Genomic DNA, 14,119 nt, shown 5'->3' with positions numbered 1-14,119 from the left:
CCCTCCTTAATCTTCCTGGAGTAATCTCTCCAGCTCCTGCTTAAATTTATTTACGTCTTTAAACTGGCGGTAAACAGAAGCAAACCGGACATAAGCAACTTCATCAATATCTTTTAAACGTTCCATAACCATTTCTCCAATTTCAGTACTGGCTATCTCCTGCTTCATTTTATTATTTAACTCTTTTTCGATATCATCAACAACTTGTTCAATCTTCTCCTGGGGAATAGGTCTTTTTTCACAGGATTTCATTATACCTGTTAACAATTTATTTCTGTCGAAAAACTCCCGCTGTCCATTCCTTTTAATTACCATAAGGGGTATATCTTCAATACGTTCATAAGTTGTAAACCTTTCCCCACAGTTAAGACATTCTCTCCGACGACGAATTGAAGTATGTTCTTTAGTATACCTCGAATCAACTACTTTACTTTCCAGATGGTGACAGTATGGGCATTTCATCAATATCATCCTCCGTAGATTACTGTCATTAGTATACCACATCTACAATTTTTTTTAAACTTGGCCATCATTATTTAAGTTTACCAGTATAACATCTTCACCTATTTTTTTAATATCTTCCCAGTTTATTACCAGATCACTTTTTTTAGTAAAAAATCTCATTACTTTGCTGGGATGAGCAGGAACAACAAAGGCTTTAATTTTTCCTTTATCGAGATCAATTTCAACATCTTCAATATATCCCAGTTTTTTTCCCCGGGATATATCAACTACATCCTTAAGACTTAATTCTGACTTTTTTACCATAATTCTTAACCTCCCCTCTTCTCTTACCTACATATAATATGACTCAGGGGGAAGCTATGTGAATAAAAAAAAGGGGTTTAATTATAAACCCCCTCTGGCTGACTATCTATAAATTTTTCTCTATAAATAAATTTATTCAGCTCCAGTTTATTTATTAAAATACGGGTCAGTTTTATATCATTAATTTTCTTCTTATTATCCTGTAAAAGCTCCAAAATTTTAAACCTGAACTCAATTTTTGATGATTTTATACTCCCTGATACTGAAGCAGATTGATTTTTTTCCTGGACACAAAGGGGTGGAAACAAAACACACCACCAGTTTGCTCCCTGTCCTTTACCAAGAATTATTTTCAGGGCATTATAATCTCCTGCTGGTAATGTAAGTTTCCCGTACGTCCTTTTCGGAAAATAAAATCTTCCATATTGAACCCGGGCCCGGTAATCCACGCCTTCATTCGTAAGGAGGTTATTTGTAAATTCTTCAATCTCCTGTAAACGTGTCTTACTAACCTGTTTCTTTAACCCGTCAGGGCTGGTTCTTGACATATACTTTATTACTTCATCCCTGACCTGTCTTTTTATATATTGATCCTCAGGTGAATTACTATTGGCAACTACATGGAATCGAACTAGATTATTGTTATTATAGGCATTAATAAGATCAGAAGTATCTTTAATTACATAGGCGCTATTTGCATTTATACTCAATAATACAACAGTTAAAAATATTAGTCCGGTTATAACTTTCAATACTTTCATGGTTATCTATCCTCCTTTACATGCCTTTTTAACCTTTTTAATGCAGCCTTTTCCAGTCTTGAAACCTGGGCCTGAGATATTCCGATCTCATTGGCTACCTCCATCTGGGTCTTGCCTTCATAAAATCTATAAGCCAGAATAAGCTTTTCCCTGGGACTTAACTTTCTTAATCCCTCCCTGACCGCAATACCTTCAAGCCAGTTTTCATCCTCTGTTTTCTCATCACTTATCTGGTCCATGACAAATATGGGGTCACCACCATCATGGTAGATAGGTTCGAAGAGGGAAATCGGGTCCTGAATCGCATCCAGCGCAAATATAATCTCAGATCTGGGAATTCCCAGTTCTTCAGAAACTTCTTTTAATGAGGGTTCTTCTGACTTTTTATTTTTTAAGCTCTCTTTCATCTGCAGGGCTTTATAGGCAGTATCCCGTAATGAACGACTGACCCTGATAGGATTATTGTCCCTTAAATACCTTCTTATCTCACCGATAATCATGGGAACAGCATAGGTTGAAAACCTGACATTTTGACTTAAATCAAAGTTGTCAATGGCTTTAATTAAACCAATACAACCAACCTGAAAAAGGTCATCAACATTTTCTCCTCGATTATTAAAACGTTGTATCACACTTAATACTAATCTTAAGTTCCCATTTATTATCTTCTGACGAGCTGACCAGTCGCCCTGCTGCATTTTCTTAAAGAGCTTACGCATTTCTTCATTGGATAAAACAGGTAGTTCTGAAGTGTTTACTCCACTTATTTCTACCTTGTTTCCCATGTTTATCCCCCCGCTACTGGTATTATTTTTTTCCTATTATCATTATTGCCATCGTTACCCTATTTATACATGTAAATATAGGTAACCATAAGCCCCTGGTCATTTTCAGTAATATCTATGTTAATATTTAAATACAATATTATAGAGATTAAACAAGCAAAAAAAAACTTCTTCACAAGTTATTTAAAATTACTTTGTTATATAAATAATTGTTTCAAATTTATATATAGATTAATATCTTGTATATTGACAATTTTTATTTATTATGGTAATATATACTTGTCCAAATTTATAATAATAATTGTCAATATTTTTTATAATTAACATATTATATACTAAAAACATAAAAAAAAACCGGGCAGTTTACCCTGCCCGGATAGAGCCTCCATTACCGGTCCTCATGTCAGTTAGAAAATATATACATCTATGTGTAGGGCTATATCGATGGTGATGGCAAAAAATGTTAGTGCGATCAAGGTATTAAACAGGAGACGCACTATCATCACCTCCTTTCATAGCCCGTGACCGGTAACTGGAGGCCTTAATTAATTTAAATTTATCAATATATAATTTCTTTGTAGCTCTATTTTTATTTTACCATATTTTTCCTTATTTAGCAAAGCCAGTCCCTTATTTAATTAAAATTAAAGCCCAACCGATTAGTTATCGGCTGGGCTTTTACTTAATTTTACAAAGAGCACTAACACATCCTGGCCACTTCTCTCTTTAATTTTCTTATAATTCTTTTTTCAAGCCTGGATATATATGACTGGGATATTCCCAGTAAATCAGCTACATCCTTCTGGGTCTTTGTTTCTCCTGAATTTAAAAGTCCAAATCTCAATATAAGGATTTTTTTCTCCCTATCACTTAATGTTTTCATGGCATCTTTCAATAGTTCCCAGTCAATTTCTGATTCTATATTCCTGTAAATTATATCACCTTCAGTCCCCATAACATCTGACAGTTTTAATTCATTACCATCCCAGTCAATATTCAGGGGGTCATCGAACGAAATTTCTGCCTTCTTACGGCTATTTTTCCTCAAATACATAAGTATTTCATTCTCAATACACCGGGAAGCGTAGGTAGCCAGTTTAATATTTTTGTTAACATCAAAGGTCTTAACCGCTTTGATCAAGCCAATAGTTCCTATTGAAACCAGGTCCTCAATATCAATACCGGTATTACTAAATTTCCTGGCAATATAAACAACCAGTCTAAGGTTGTGTTTTATCAGCAACTGCCGGACACTATTATCCCCCTCACTCAACCTTTTCAAAAGGTAATCTTCCTCATCTTCCTCCAATGGAGGTGGCAGGGTTTCACTACTACCCAGGTAATAAACCGGAGACTTATATAATCCCAATTTCTGAAGGGACTTAATCCATAATATTTGTATTTTAAACTTTAACAGGAAATAAAACCTTTTAATCATAATCTTAATACCTCCTTACACCGGGAGTCTTATAAGTTGAGGATGAAGTAAAACCTGATAACTATCCTCATCATCAAGTTTATGTCCGGATAAACCAATTATAACCTTCCTGGTCTTTATATAATTATCTTTATATTCAATTATGATAGTATCAGGACGAAACCCCAGGAGAATACCATGCTCTTGTCCGAGATCAGAAAAGGGTAAAACCCTGACCCTGTTCCCCCAGCCATCATCATTAAAAATTGATATAATCTTATATATATCATAATTCCTGGAATTTATTTTATTTTTTATTTTATCGGGAAACAACTCTATAATATCTTTTATATATACAATAACAACAGGTACACCGGTCAGAGGGTCCTTTAATTTATTTCCTGTATCAACCAGTCCCTTTAGCCTTATCCTGTGGTCACCGGTAACTATAGTTACAGGAACAAAAAAGTTATCCGGGGTTACATAACTCTGCACAAACTTCCATCCATACCTGGCGATAACAACAAGTATTAGCAATCCTACCACTCTTAATACAAAACCACTGCTTTGGATAGGAGCACCACCATACATATAAAAGATAGATATGGTAGTACCTATAGTTATAAAACTAACAAGATAAAGGTAACCAACTCCTTTCCAGAGATGTTTTTTTGAAATTCTACCAAAAGCCACCCTGACCATGGCAATGGCTATTAAAATATTTAATAATATATGTATGGCTATATTTATAAATAATGAAAGTTGATATATCTTAATAATAATAATCACAAATAAGTAAATTGTACCTATTAAGGCTGCTAATAATAATCTAATCCAGGATGTCTTGTATTCCAGGATATGGCCAACCGCCCAGATTATGGCCAATGTCATTAAAAAATTATTAATAAAGGTAATATCAGCATAGATAACCATATTATCCTCCGTAAAAAATCACCCTATAAAATTTTTATGCAGCAAGATTTGATGATATTACTGCTTTTTTTCAGGGTTTTTGTCAAATACACTAAAAACCAAAAAACTCGACGCCTGATATGGCATCGAGTATAACTGTTCATTTTCACTAAGCGTAAAATTAATATAACAAAATAACTTTAATAATTCGGAAGACAAATTATATGATATTAACCCTTCTGGCGGCGAAGAAAAGCAGGAATATCCAGATCATCACCAGTAAAATTCTCTGTATTAAAATCTGGTTTGAAGTCTTCAATATGGTTTTCTTCTTTATTTTCCTGTGAATCAAAGCCGGTTGCTATAACCGTTACTTTCACTTCATCTTCCAGGCTTTCATCGATAACAGCCCCTAAAATAATATTGGCATCTGGGTCAGCTACTTCCTGAATAACCCGGGCAGCTTCATTGGCCTCATGAATACCAAGATCCGTGCCACCTGTAATATTTAATAAAACACCTTTGGCCCCATCTATTGAGGCTTCCAGCAGGGGTGAAGCTATCGCAAGTTTGGCTGCTTCTGTAGCCCTATCTTCTCCTTTAGCATGGCCAATCCCCATCAGGGCTGAACCGGCATCAGTCATAATAGTCTTGACATCAGCAAAATCAAGATTAATTATTCCGGTAATAGTAATCAAATCCGAAATACCCTGGACGCCCTGTCGCAGAACATCATCAGCAATTTTGAAGGCCTCCATTAAACTTGTCTGCCTTTCAGCAACTTCCAGGAGACGGTCATTGGGAATAATAATCAGGGTATCTACTTTAGTCTTGAGTTCTTCTATCCCTTTTTCAGCCTTTTCCATCCTTTTTCTGCCTTCAACAGTAAAAGGCTTGGTAACTACCCCTACAGTCAGGGCACCCAGATTTTTGGCTATTTCGGCCACAACCGGAGCTGCTCCTGTTCCAGTGCCACCTCCCATTCCAGCAGTAATAAAAACCATATCAGCACCTTCTAACACCTGTGCGATCTCTTCCCGGCTTTCTTCAGCAGCCTCCTTCCCGATTGTAGGGTCAGCACCTGCCCCTAACCCCCTGGTAATCTTTTCACCAATTCTAATAGTCATACCAGCATTAGATGACAGTAAAGCCTGGGCATCGGTATTAATGGCAATAAATTCAACACCATCGAGTCCTTCTTCAATCATCCGATTTACTGCATTATTGCCACCCCCACCGACACCAACAACCTTTATATTGGCAAATTGCTCTATTTCTGTTCCGATATCAAACACCGGGTAGTACCTCCTTTCCTAGAAAAAATCATTAAACCAGTTTTTAAGTTTTCCGAAAAAATCACTAACTATTTCGCCACGATTATTATCACGGGATGGCTGGTCATATTTTAATCCATACTCTACCAATCCAACCGCTGTTGAGAATATTGCTTTAGGAACCTGTTTGCCTTTTTTCACATATACCGGATTATCGATTACATCGGTTAACCCATTTACATAATCAGGTTCCCCAAGTCTAACCGGCAGGCCGATAACCTCAGAAGCCAGCTCTTCTGCTCCCTCAAGCAGGGAAGCACCACCGGTCAAAACAACACCGGCCGGTGTTAAATCCCGGGGGCCAACTTCATCCAGCTCCCTTTTTACCAGATTGAAAATTTCCTGCATCCGGGGTTCTATGACTTCACACAGAGCCTTTCGCGGAATTTTATTCTTTTTTTTCCGACTGGCGGAAACCACTTCTATATATTCATCATCTCCTATATTTTTTGTAGTTGCCGAACCTGCCATTATTTTAATCTTCTCTGCTTCAGCTATCGGGGTTCTTAATCCAACAGCTATGTCATTACTAACATGATTTCCCCCAACTGGTAAAACAGAGGTGTATGTAATACTACCCTCCTGAAAAACAATAAGATCAGTAGTTCCACCACCCACATCTACCAGGGCTACCCCTAATTCCTTCTCATCCTCGGTTAAAACCGATTCACTGGAAGCAAGGGGTTCCAGAACAATATCATCAACATCCAGTCCTGCCCTGAGTACACTTTTTACCAGATTCTGTATCGAAGTTGTAGAACCGGTAACGATATGGGTTTCCACTTCTAGCCTGACCCCTGACATACCCAGAGGATCCTTTATTCCAGGACAGCCATCAACTATAAATTCCCGGGCCAGGACATGAATAATTTCTTCCTCGGCAGAAAGGGGAATTATCTTGGCAGCTTCCATAACCCGCTGGATATCACTGGGTTTTATCTCCTTTTCTTCTCCACTAACAGCTACAACCCCATGACTATTGAGAGAAGATATGTGGGAACCGGCGATTCCGACAAAAGCTGAATCTATCTGCCGCCCGGCCATTCTTTCTGCTTTCTCTACGGCCTGTTTAATGGCATTACTGGTTTTATCTATATCAACCACAATACCTTTCCTTAAACCATGGGAAGGGGAGAGGCCAATACCAATGATATCCAGTTTATCTTCAGAATTAACTTCTGCTATCATAGCACAAATCTTTGTTGTCCCTATATCTAGTCCGGTAATAATTCTACGAATACCCACAAATTTATACCTCCTCTCCCGGCTAAACTCTAAAAAACTAATTCAACATGCCAGGGTCATATTCCTTTTTTTATAAAAATTTTTTACTTCATTTTTTGAGCCTGATTACCGGTTTCCGGACTATGCTCAAATCTATGTAATCAACCTTGAGGTTTTCCTCATCTATTTTATAAAGAATTGACTCCAGAATTTTCAATTTATATATGACCTTATCACTTGAACCCAGATAAACCCTGTAATTATGACCAATATAAGCAATTAATCTATCCTGACTTTTATTAATTAGCCTTATCCGGGCTCTGGTATCAATATCTATTTCTTCAAGGGCCTGTACAATCTTTTCTAAAGATGGACCAAATAACACCCTGTCATCTGTATAGTTAAACTTCATTCCTTTTATTTCAGGCACATCTAATCTGGCGTTTAAAGACCCCTTCTCCAGGATATAACCTCTAGAAGTAAAAGTAAAGTACTTACCATTAATATTTATCCTGGCCAGGGGTATATGTTCTTGTATATTTATATTCAGGGTATCAGGAAGTTCTTTTCTCACAATAGCATTTTTTATATAACGGTCCACCAGCAACCGTTCTCTAACTTCATGGGTATCCACTAACCAGATATTAACACCCCTGTATTGTTCTATAGATTTTCTCACTTCAGTCTCACTCAATACACTTAAAGAATTTATCTTTATTGAATGTATTTTAAAATAAGGGGATGATAAAAATGAAACCAGAGCTATTACACTTATCAAAACAAGTATATAAATATAGTAGTTTTGCGGCTTTGTCACCTTGGCCACTCCCCCTGGTTTATGCCATCTCCCGCTTTTCCCTTAATCTATTGACAAGTCGGTCTCCAACTTTGTAAACATTCCCTGCTCCAATTGTAATAACCAGGTCCCGGGGTTTAATTATTTTTTCAACATAGTCTACGACCTCTTCAAGTTCAGGAATATAATCCACATCAGGACCGTTACAATTATCAATCTTCAAGGCCAGCTTTTCAGCAGTAACTCCCGGTATCGGTTTTTCACTGGCACTATAAATATCTGTTACTATAAGATGGTCTACATCGTCGAAACATTTAGCAAACTCCTCCATAAAGTGCCTGGTACGGGAATACCGATGTGGTTGGAAAATAGCAATTATTCTTTCATAACCTGTATTCCTGGCAGCTTTTAAGGTAGCTTTTATTTCAGTAGGATGGTGAGCATAATCATCAATAATAAGGATACTATCAATTAACCCCTTTTTCTCAAAACGCCGGTGAACACCATAGAATTTGCCCAGTGACTCCTGAATATCGGTAAAACTAAGGCCAACATACATTCCCACTGCCACTGCAGCCAGGGAATTTAATACATTGTGAACTCCAGGAACCTGTAACCTGATTTCTCCCAGGACTCGCTCCCCATATACCAGGTTATAATAGCTTCCAAAGGGGAGGGTATTTATGTTTATGGCCTTTAGCTTTCCAGCATTAATTCCGTAAGTTAAAACCCTGCGGTCCTCATTGTCTAATATTTTTCTTATGTTATCATCTTCAGCATAAACAATTGCCTTACCATCTTTAGGAATTTTATTGACAAATTCTTTAAATGTATTTAAGAGCTTTTCTTTGCTATCATAGTAATCATGATGGTCAAATTCTATATTAGTAACTACAACCCCGCTAGGATCAAAATACAGCAATGAACCATCACTCTCATCAGCTTCTGTAACAAAATATTCACCTTTCCCCAGATAAACATTACCACCAATGTTATTCAAAACACCACCAACCATAACTGTAGGATCCATTTTGTTTTCTTTTAAAATAGTAGCTACCATTGATGTAGTAGTGGTTTTTCCATGGGTACCTGAAATAGCTATTGTTTTCTTGTCTTCCATAAGTTTTGCAATCATCTGTGCCCTACCGTAAACAGGTAGTCCTGCTTTTCTGGCAGCCTGAAGTTCACTATTATCCTCAGGAATTGCTGTTGAAATTACTATCATATCGGCCCCTTTTATATTTTCAGGGGAATGACCAATATAAACATTGGCTCCTGACCGTCGTAATCTATCGAGTAAAGGTGAATCCTTTAAATCAGATCCACTAACCTTATAGCCTCTTTTTAATAACATCTGGGCAATTCCACTCATTGAAATACCACCAATACCAATCAGATGAACATGTTTTTTTGAGGCCAAAATACTCCCCCCTTTTATCTATCACATCTCAGTATATGCATTTTTTAACTCTATAATGTACCCCTGTTTCAACTACCCTTTGCAGTATCTTCAATTAAATTTATTAAAGTATTGCGGGCCCAGGGTTTACCCATCCTTTTACTGGATTGAGCCATTTTCTTTAAACGTTTTCCGTCATTAATTAATTCTTCTATTAGTTTCACTAACTTATGACCCTTTAATTCGCTATCTTTAATAACTATTGCCGCCCCCGCTTTTTCAAGGCTACGGGCATTATGTTCTTGATGATTCCCGGTTGCATAAGGGTAGGGGATCAAAATTGCAGGGATACCTTTTGCTGTTATCTCAGCCAGACCAGTAGCCCCGGCCCTGTAAATAACCAGGTCAGCCACGGCATAAGCCCATTCCATATTATCTAAATAAGGCATTATTTTATATTGTGTATATTTAGAGGGATCTAATCCCTTTTCCTTTAAATCCTGTAGAACCTCTTGATAATTTCTCATCCCTGTCAAATGAATAATCTGTAGTTTAGAATTATTTTTAAAGTATCTATAACAAGCAATCATTGCCTCATTAATATTTTTAGCTCCCTGACTTCCCCCAAAAACAAGTATATTTTTTTTGCCTTTTCTAAGACCCAGATTTAATAGTCCTTCCTCCCTGGAAGTTGTTAATATTCTTTCCCTGATAGGATTTCCGGTTATCTCTATTTTTTCCCTTGCTTTTTCCTTAAAATGCCTGTCCGCCTCTTTGAAATTTAAAGCAATCCGGGTAACAAATGGAGCCAGTAATCTATTTGCCAGTCCTGGATAGGCATTCTGTTCGTGAATTACTGTTGGGATCTTTTGTAAAGCAGCAGCCAGTACTACAGGTCCGGACACAAAACCTCCTGTACCGATTACAACATCTGGCTTAAATTTTCTCAATAATTTTCTGGCCTGAATAAAACCCCTTCCTGTTTTTAACAAAGAAGAAAAGAGATGAACAGAGAGATTCCTGGGAAAAGGAGCTACCTCAATACCTTGAAAATCAAAACCCTCTTCTGGTACTATTCTCCTTTCGAGGCCATCATTAGAACCAATGTAAAGAATTTCATCTCCTTTTTTGCGAAACGATTCTGCAAGGGCCAGGGCTGGATAGATATGTCCCCCTGTCCCCCCTCCAGTAAATACTAATTTCACTTTCTTCCACCTCATTCAAGAATATGACGGGATATGTTTAATAAAATTCCAACCCCTGATAACATAATCACCAGAGATGTGCCTCCATAACTGATAAAGGGCAGGGTAATTCCTGTAACCGGCATTGAAGCCGTTACGACACCAATATTAATAAAGGCCTGTATTATTACCATAAAAGTAAGTCCTACTGCCATCATTGTCCCAAAAGTATCAGGAGCAGAAAGGGCTATCTTCAAACCCCGCCAGGCAAACATAAAAAACAGGAAAAGGACAAGCATGGTTCCAATTAATCCCATTTCCTCACCGAGTACAGCAAATATAAAATCTGTACCCGGTTCCGGTAAATACAAAAATTTCTGTCTGCTTTTACCTAAACCAATTCCAAAAATCCCACCGGAACCAAGAGCAAGTAAAGATTGGATTATGTGATACCCGGTATCAAGGGGATCAGCCCAGGGATCTAAAAAGGCAAAAAGCCTCTTTCTCCGGTAATCTTCACTCAGGATAAAAAATATAATTAAGGGAATACTGGCAGTTATAAGTAAAAACAGATGGGATAACCTGGACCCTGAAGCAAACAACATTACAAAAAAGATCCCGGCTACCGTAACTGCCGTCCCCAGGTCTGGTTCTTTTAAAATAAGACCAAATACTAGCCCAAGTATAATCAGAGGAGGAACAATCCCCCTTTTAAAAGAAGAAATCCTATCCGGTTTTGTAGTTACATACTGGGCAAAATATATTATTATAGCTAATTTAGCCAGTTCAGAGGGCTGAATACCGATCGGACCCAGGTCTATCCACCTTCTGGCTCCTCCAGCCACACGCCCCACGCCGGGAATCAGAACCAGAAAGAGACCAATAATCGTTATTAAAATGATTAGTTTACCATACTTCAGGTAAATATGATAATCTACATTCATAAAAAATATCATTGCAATAATTCCGATTATAGCCCAGATAAGCTGATGTTTAAAAAGGTAATAGCTGTCTCCGTAAAGTTTTAAAGACCTTATAGAACTGGCACTGAGGATCATAATTAAACCAATCACCAGCAAAGTAACCACAACAAAAAACAGTACCAGATCCGGGGTTTTCTGGTCCTCCACAACTAACTCCCCCTTATCTTATTAACTGCCTCCTTGAACTCCTGGCCCCTTTTTTTATAACTGTCATACATATCCCAGCTGGGGCATCCGGGGGATAATAATAATACATCACCTGGTTCGGTATGGGCAATTGCTTTTCTCACTGCTTCATTCATATCCCTTACTTTATATATATTATTAAATCCCATCCTTAATACAGTTTCTGCCAGTTTATCTTTTGTCTCCCCTAACAGAATCAGAGCCCTGACCCGGGACACAATTTCCCTGGCAAATTCAGAAAAATCAGCATCTCTATCCTGACCACCTGCTATCAAAACAATAGGTTGATCAAAGGACTTAAGGGCATTAATAGCCGCATGGGGATTTGTTGCCTTGGAATCATCTATAACCATAACCCTATCTTTCAGCACTGTAACCTCTTCAAGTCTATGAGGTTCAGGTATAAACTGATAAACCCCTTCTTTTATAGCTTCAGTACTAGCCCCTGCCAGGTAAGCTATCAGGGAAGCAAAGGCTATATTATATATATTGTGTTTACCCTTTAAAGGAATGCTCTCAACAGGTAAGACAACTTCACTTCTATCTGCTGAATTAATAATTAATTTATCTTCTTCAAGGTATATACCCTGTTCTATATTGTCTTTTAAAGAAACACCAAAAACTCTCGCTGAACAATCTTCAACTGCTTTTAGTACCTTATAATCATCATAATTGACAAGGGCATAATCACCGGACATTTGGTTTTCAAAAATCCTTTTTTTAGCTTTCCAGTAATTCTCCACACTCAAGTGCCTATCCAGATGATCAGGGGAAAAATTTAAAAAGGCACTGATATGGGGTTTAAAATCCCTGATTGTTTCCAGTTGAAATGAGCTAACTTCTGCCACCACCCAGTCATTTTTCTTCAGTCCCTGAACCACATCAATTAATGGCTTTCCAATATTACCACCAACCCTGACTTCTCCAATATCTGCTTTATCCAATATCTCACCAGTTAAAGCAGTAGTAGTCGTCTTGCCATTTGTTCCGGTAATGGCAATAATGTTTGCTTCAGTAAGATGATAGGCAAACTCTATTTCACTGATAACAGGTATCCCTTTTTCAGAAATACTTTTAAAAAATGGCAGATTAAGGGGGACACCGGGACTGACTATTATTAAATCAACATCCAGTAATTTATTTGAATGACCACCCAGATCAAATTCAACCTCATATTCATTTAACATTTCAATTTCGTCCTTAAGGTCTTTTTTCTCTTTTATATCAGAAACAATGACCTCTGCCCCGCAGTTTACAAGTGTTCTGGCTACTGAAACACCGGTTCTTTTACTTAAACCTATAACGGCAACTTTTTTGCTACTTACATCTATCATGGAAAGTCTACTCCTTTTTACTCAAACATTTTTGCAAGGATAAAATCAATTATAAAAAACCTTAAGTTAACTACCGATAAGATAAAAAGATATAATTCCGAGTACAGCAAATATAAGACTTATTATCCAGAATCTGGCTACAACCTTTGACTCAGCCAGACCACTTAACTCAAAATGATGATGAATTGGAGTCATTTTAAAAACTCTTTTACCACCTGTTAACCGAAAGTAGATAACCTGTATTATAACTGACAGGGTTTCAACAACATAAACAGCTCCTATGATCAGTAAAAACAACTCGGTTCTGGAAAGAACTGCTATGGAAGCAATAGCTCCACCAAGGGCCAGTGAACCCACATCCCCCATAAAAACCTGGGCTGGATGACTATTATACCAGATAAAACCGAGACAGGCCCCACTTATAATAAGGGAATAACAGGTTAAACCCTGCAAACCCAGACCAGATGTAATAACTGCAAAAGCACTGGCTACAATCAGGGTAACTCCAGCAGCCAGTCCATCCAGTCCATCAGTTAAATTTACAGCATTAGCAGTCCCGATAACGACCACAATAATAAAGGGAATAATAACATAGCCAAGGTCGATAACTTGTCCTGAAACGGGTATAATAAGTGTTGAACCTATATCTGAATAATAATAAACATATAAGGCCAGCAGCAGGCCAAACAAAACCTGTCCGGCCAGCTTTTCTCTTGCCCTTAACCCCAGTGACCTCCTGGTCCTTACTTTAATAATATCATCAAAAAAACCGACCAGTCCCATACCGGTTGTAGTAATGAGGGCCCAGATAACCGGGGTCTTTAAATCAACAAAGATTAAGGAAGTAACCAGAATAGCCAGTATTATTAAAACCCCGCCCATGGTAGGTATTCCTTCTTTGTTTAAATGGGATTTTGGACCTTCATTTCTGACCTGTTGACCAAAATTTAATATTTTTAGTAATTTGATTAACCCCCGTCCAAATATCATCAATATTAAAAACGGCACACACAGGGCTACAAAATATTCCATAGTT

The 14,119-nt window shown here is 37.6% G+C and carries 14 protein-coding genes; all 14 read right to left on the bottom strand.

The annotated features are described in order from the left end of the window. Nucleotides 1–6 precede the first annotated feature (6 nt). Nucleotides 7–462: a transcriptional regulator NrdR gene (gene nrdR / locus HORE_RS04840; RefSeq protein ID WP_012635862.1), complete on the bottom strand. Its 456-nt coding sequence runs from the start codon at nt 460–462 to the stop codon at nt 7–9. A 54-nt stretch (nt 463–516) separates the two neighbouring features. Then, on the bottom strand, nt 517–768 hold the full coding sequence (locus tag HORE_RS04835) for a YlmC/YmxH family sporulation protein (RefSeq protein ID WP_012635861.1): 252 nt from the start codon (nt 766–768) through the stop codon (nt 517–519). A 77-nt stretch (nt 769–845) separates the two neighbouring features. Beyond that, nucleotides 846–1,529 carry a stage II sporulation protein R gene (gene spoIIR, locus HORE_RS04830; RefSeq protein ID WP_012635860.1) on the bottom strand — a complete coding sequence of 228 codons (684 nt, stop codon included), beginning with the start codon at nt 1,527–1,529 and terminating at the stop codon, nt 846–848. 2 nt (nt 1,530–1,531) lie between these two features. Further along, the gene (gene sigG, locus HORE_RS04825) at nt 1,532–2,314 is read right to left on the bottom strand and encodes an RNA polymerase sporulation sigma factor SigG (protein WP_012635859.1); all 783 of its coding nucleotides are present in this window, start codon (nt 2,312–2,314) and stop codon (nt 1,532–1,534) included. Nucleotides 2,315–3,014: 700 nt separating this feature from the next. Then, entirely contained in the window at nt 3,015–3,752 is a 738-nt protein-coding gene (sigE, locus tag HORE_RS04820; RefSeq protein WP_012635858.1) for an RNA polymerase sporulation sigma factor SigE, read from the bottom strand. Between the two features lie 15 nt (nt 3,753–3,767). Continuing rightward, nucleotides 3,768–4,664 carry a sigma-E processing peptidase SpoIIGA gene (locus HORE_RS04815; RefSeq protein WP_012635857.1) on the bottom strand — a complete coding sequence of 299 codons (897 nt, stop codon included), beginning with the start codon at nt 4,662–4,664 and terminating at the stop codon, nt 3,768–3,770. A 209-nt stretch (nt 4,665–4,873) separates the two neighbouring features. Next, nucleotides 4,874–5,938, bottom strand: a complete 1,065-nt coding sequence (ftsZ, locus tag HORE_RS04810; protein WP_012635856.1) for a cell division protein FtsZ — start codon at nt 5,936–5,938, stop codon at nt 4,874–4,876. An 18-nt stretch (nt 5,939–5,956) separates the two neighbouring features. Further along, on the bottom strand, nt 5,957–7,222 hold the full coding sequence (ftsA, locus tag HORE_RS04805; protein WP_012635855.1) for a cell division protein FtsA: 1,266 nt from the start codon (nt 7,220–7,222) through the stop codon (nt 5,957–5,959). An 88-nt stretch (nt 7,223–7,310) separates the two neighbouring features. Beyond that, complete coding sequence (locus HORE_RS04800; protein ID WP_012635854.1) at nt 7,311–8,018, bottom strand: cell division protein FtsQ/DivIB; 708 nt, start codon at nt 8,016–8,018, stop codon at nt 7,311–7,313. Nucleotides 8,019–8,037: 19 nt separating this feature from the next. Next, a complete protein-coding gene (gene murC, locus HORE_RS04795) occupies nt 8,038–9,417 on the bottom strand; it encodes a UDP-N-acetylmuramate--L-alanine ligase (protein WP_012635853.1) in 1,380 nt (459 codons plus the stop codon). A 68-nt stretch (nt 9,418–9,485) separates the two neighbouring features. Continuing rightward, nucleotides 9,486–10,601 (bottom strand): undecaprenyldiphospho-muramoylpentapeptide beta-N-acetylglucosaminyltransferase, encoded by a 1,116-nt coding sequence (murG, locus tag HORE_RS04790; protein ID WP_012635852.1) that lies wholly within the window; start codon nt 10,599–10,601, stop codon nt 9,486–9,488. 11 nt (nt 10,602–10,612) lie between these two features. Further along, a complete protein-coding gene (gene spoVE, locus HORE_RS04785; protein WP_012635851.1) occupies nt 10,613–11,710 on the bottom strand; it encodes a stage V sporulation protein E in 1,098 nt (365 codons plus the stop codon). Between the two features lie 2 nt (nt 11,711–11,712). After that, complete coding sequence (murD, locus tag HORE_RS04780; RefSeq protein WP_012635850.1) at nt 11,713–13,083, bottom strand: UDP-N-acetylmuramoyl-L-alanine--D-glutamate ligase; 1,371 nt, start codon at nt 13,081–13,083, stop codon at nt 11,713–11,715. Nucleotides 13,084–13,149: 66 nt separating this feature from the next. Next, a complete protein-coding gene (gene mraY, locus HORE_RS04775; RefSeq protein ID WP_012635849.1) occupies nt 13,150–14,115 on the bottom strand; it encodes a phospho-N-acetylmuramoyl-pentapeptide-transferase in 966 nt (321 codons plus the stop codon). Nucleotides 14,116–14,119: the final 4 nt, after the last annotated feature.

Origin of the sequence: Halothermothrix orenii H 168, from assembly GCF_000020485.1 — a bacterium.
GTDB classification, from domain to species: Bacteria; Bacillota; Halanaerobiia; order Halanaerobiales; family Halothermotrichaceae; genus Halothermothrix; species Halothermothrix orenii.
Note: the sequence above shows the minus strand (reverse complement) of the source record. Positions and strands in the feature narration are given on the sequence as shown.

What these genes read in the sequence shown, in the direction of transcription:
- nrdR (WP_012635862.1), bottom strand. Translation starts at nt 462, where the DNA reads ATGAAATGCCCATACTGTCACCATCTGGAAAGTAAAGTAGTTGATTCG.
- HORE_RS04835 (WP_012635861.1), bottom strand. Translation starts at nt 768, where the DNA reads ATGGTAAAAAAGTCAGAATTAAGTCTTAAGGATGTAGTTGATATATCC.
- spoIIR (WP_012635860.1), bottom strand. Translation starts at nt 1,529, where the DNA reads ATGAAAGTATTGAAAGTTATAACCGGACTAATATTTTTAACTGTTGTA.
- sigG (WP_012635859.1), bottom strand. Translation starts at nt 2,314, where the DNA reads ATGGGAAACAAGGTAGAAATAAGTGGAGTAAACACTTCAGAACTACCT.
- sigE (WP_012635858.1), bottom strand. Translation starts at nt 3,752, where the DNA reads ATGATTAAAAGGTTTTATTTCCTGTTAAAGTTTAAAATACAAATATTA.
- HORE_RS04815 (WP_012635857.1), bottom strand. Translation starts at nt 4,664, where the DNA reads ATGGTTATCTATGCTGATATTACCTTTATTAATAATTTTTTAATGACA.
- murD (WP_012635850.1), bottom strand. Translation starts at nt 13,083, where the DNA reads ATGATAGATGTAAGTAGCAAAAAAGTTGCCGTTATAGGTTTAAGTAAA.
- mraY (WP_012635849.1), bottom strand. Translation starts at nt 14,115, where the DNA reads ATGGAATATTTTGTAGCCCTGTGTGTGCCGTTTTTAATATTGATGATA.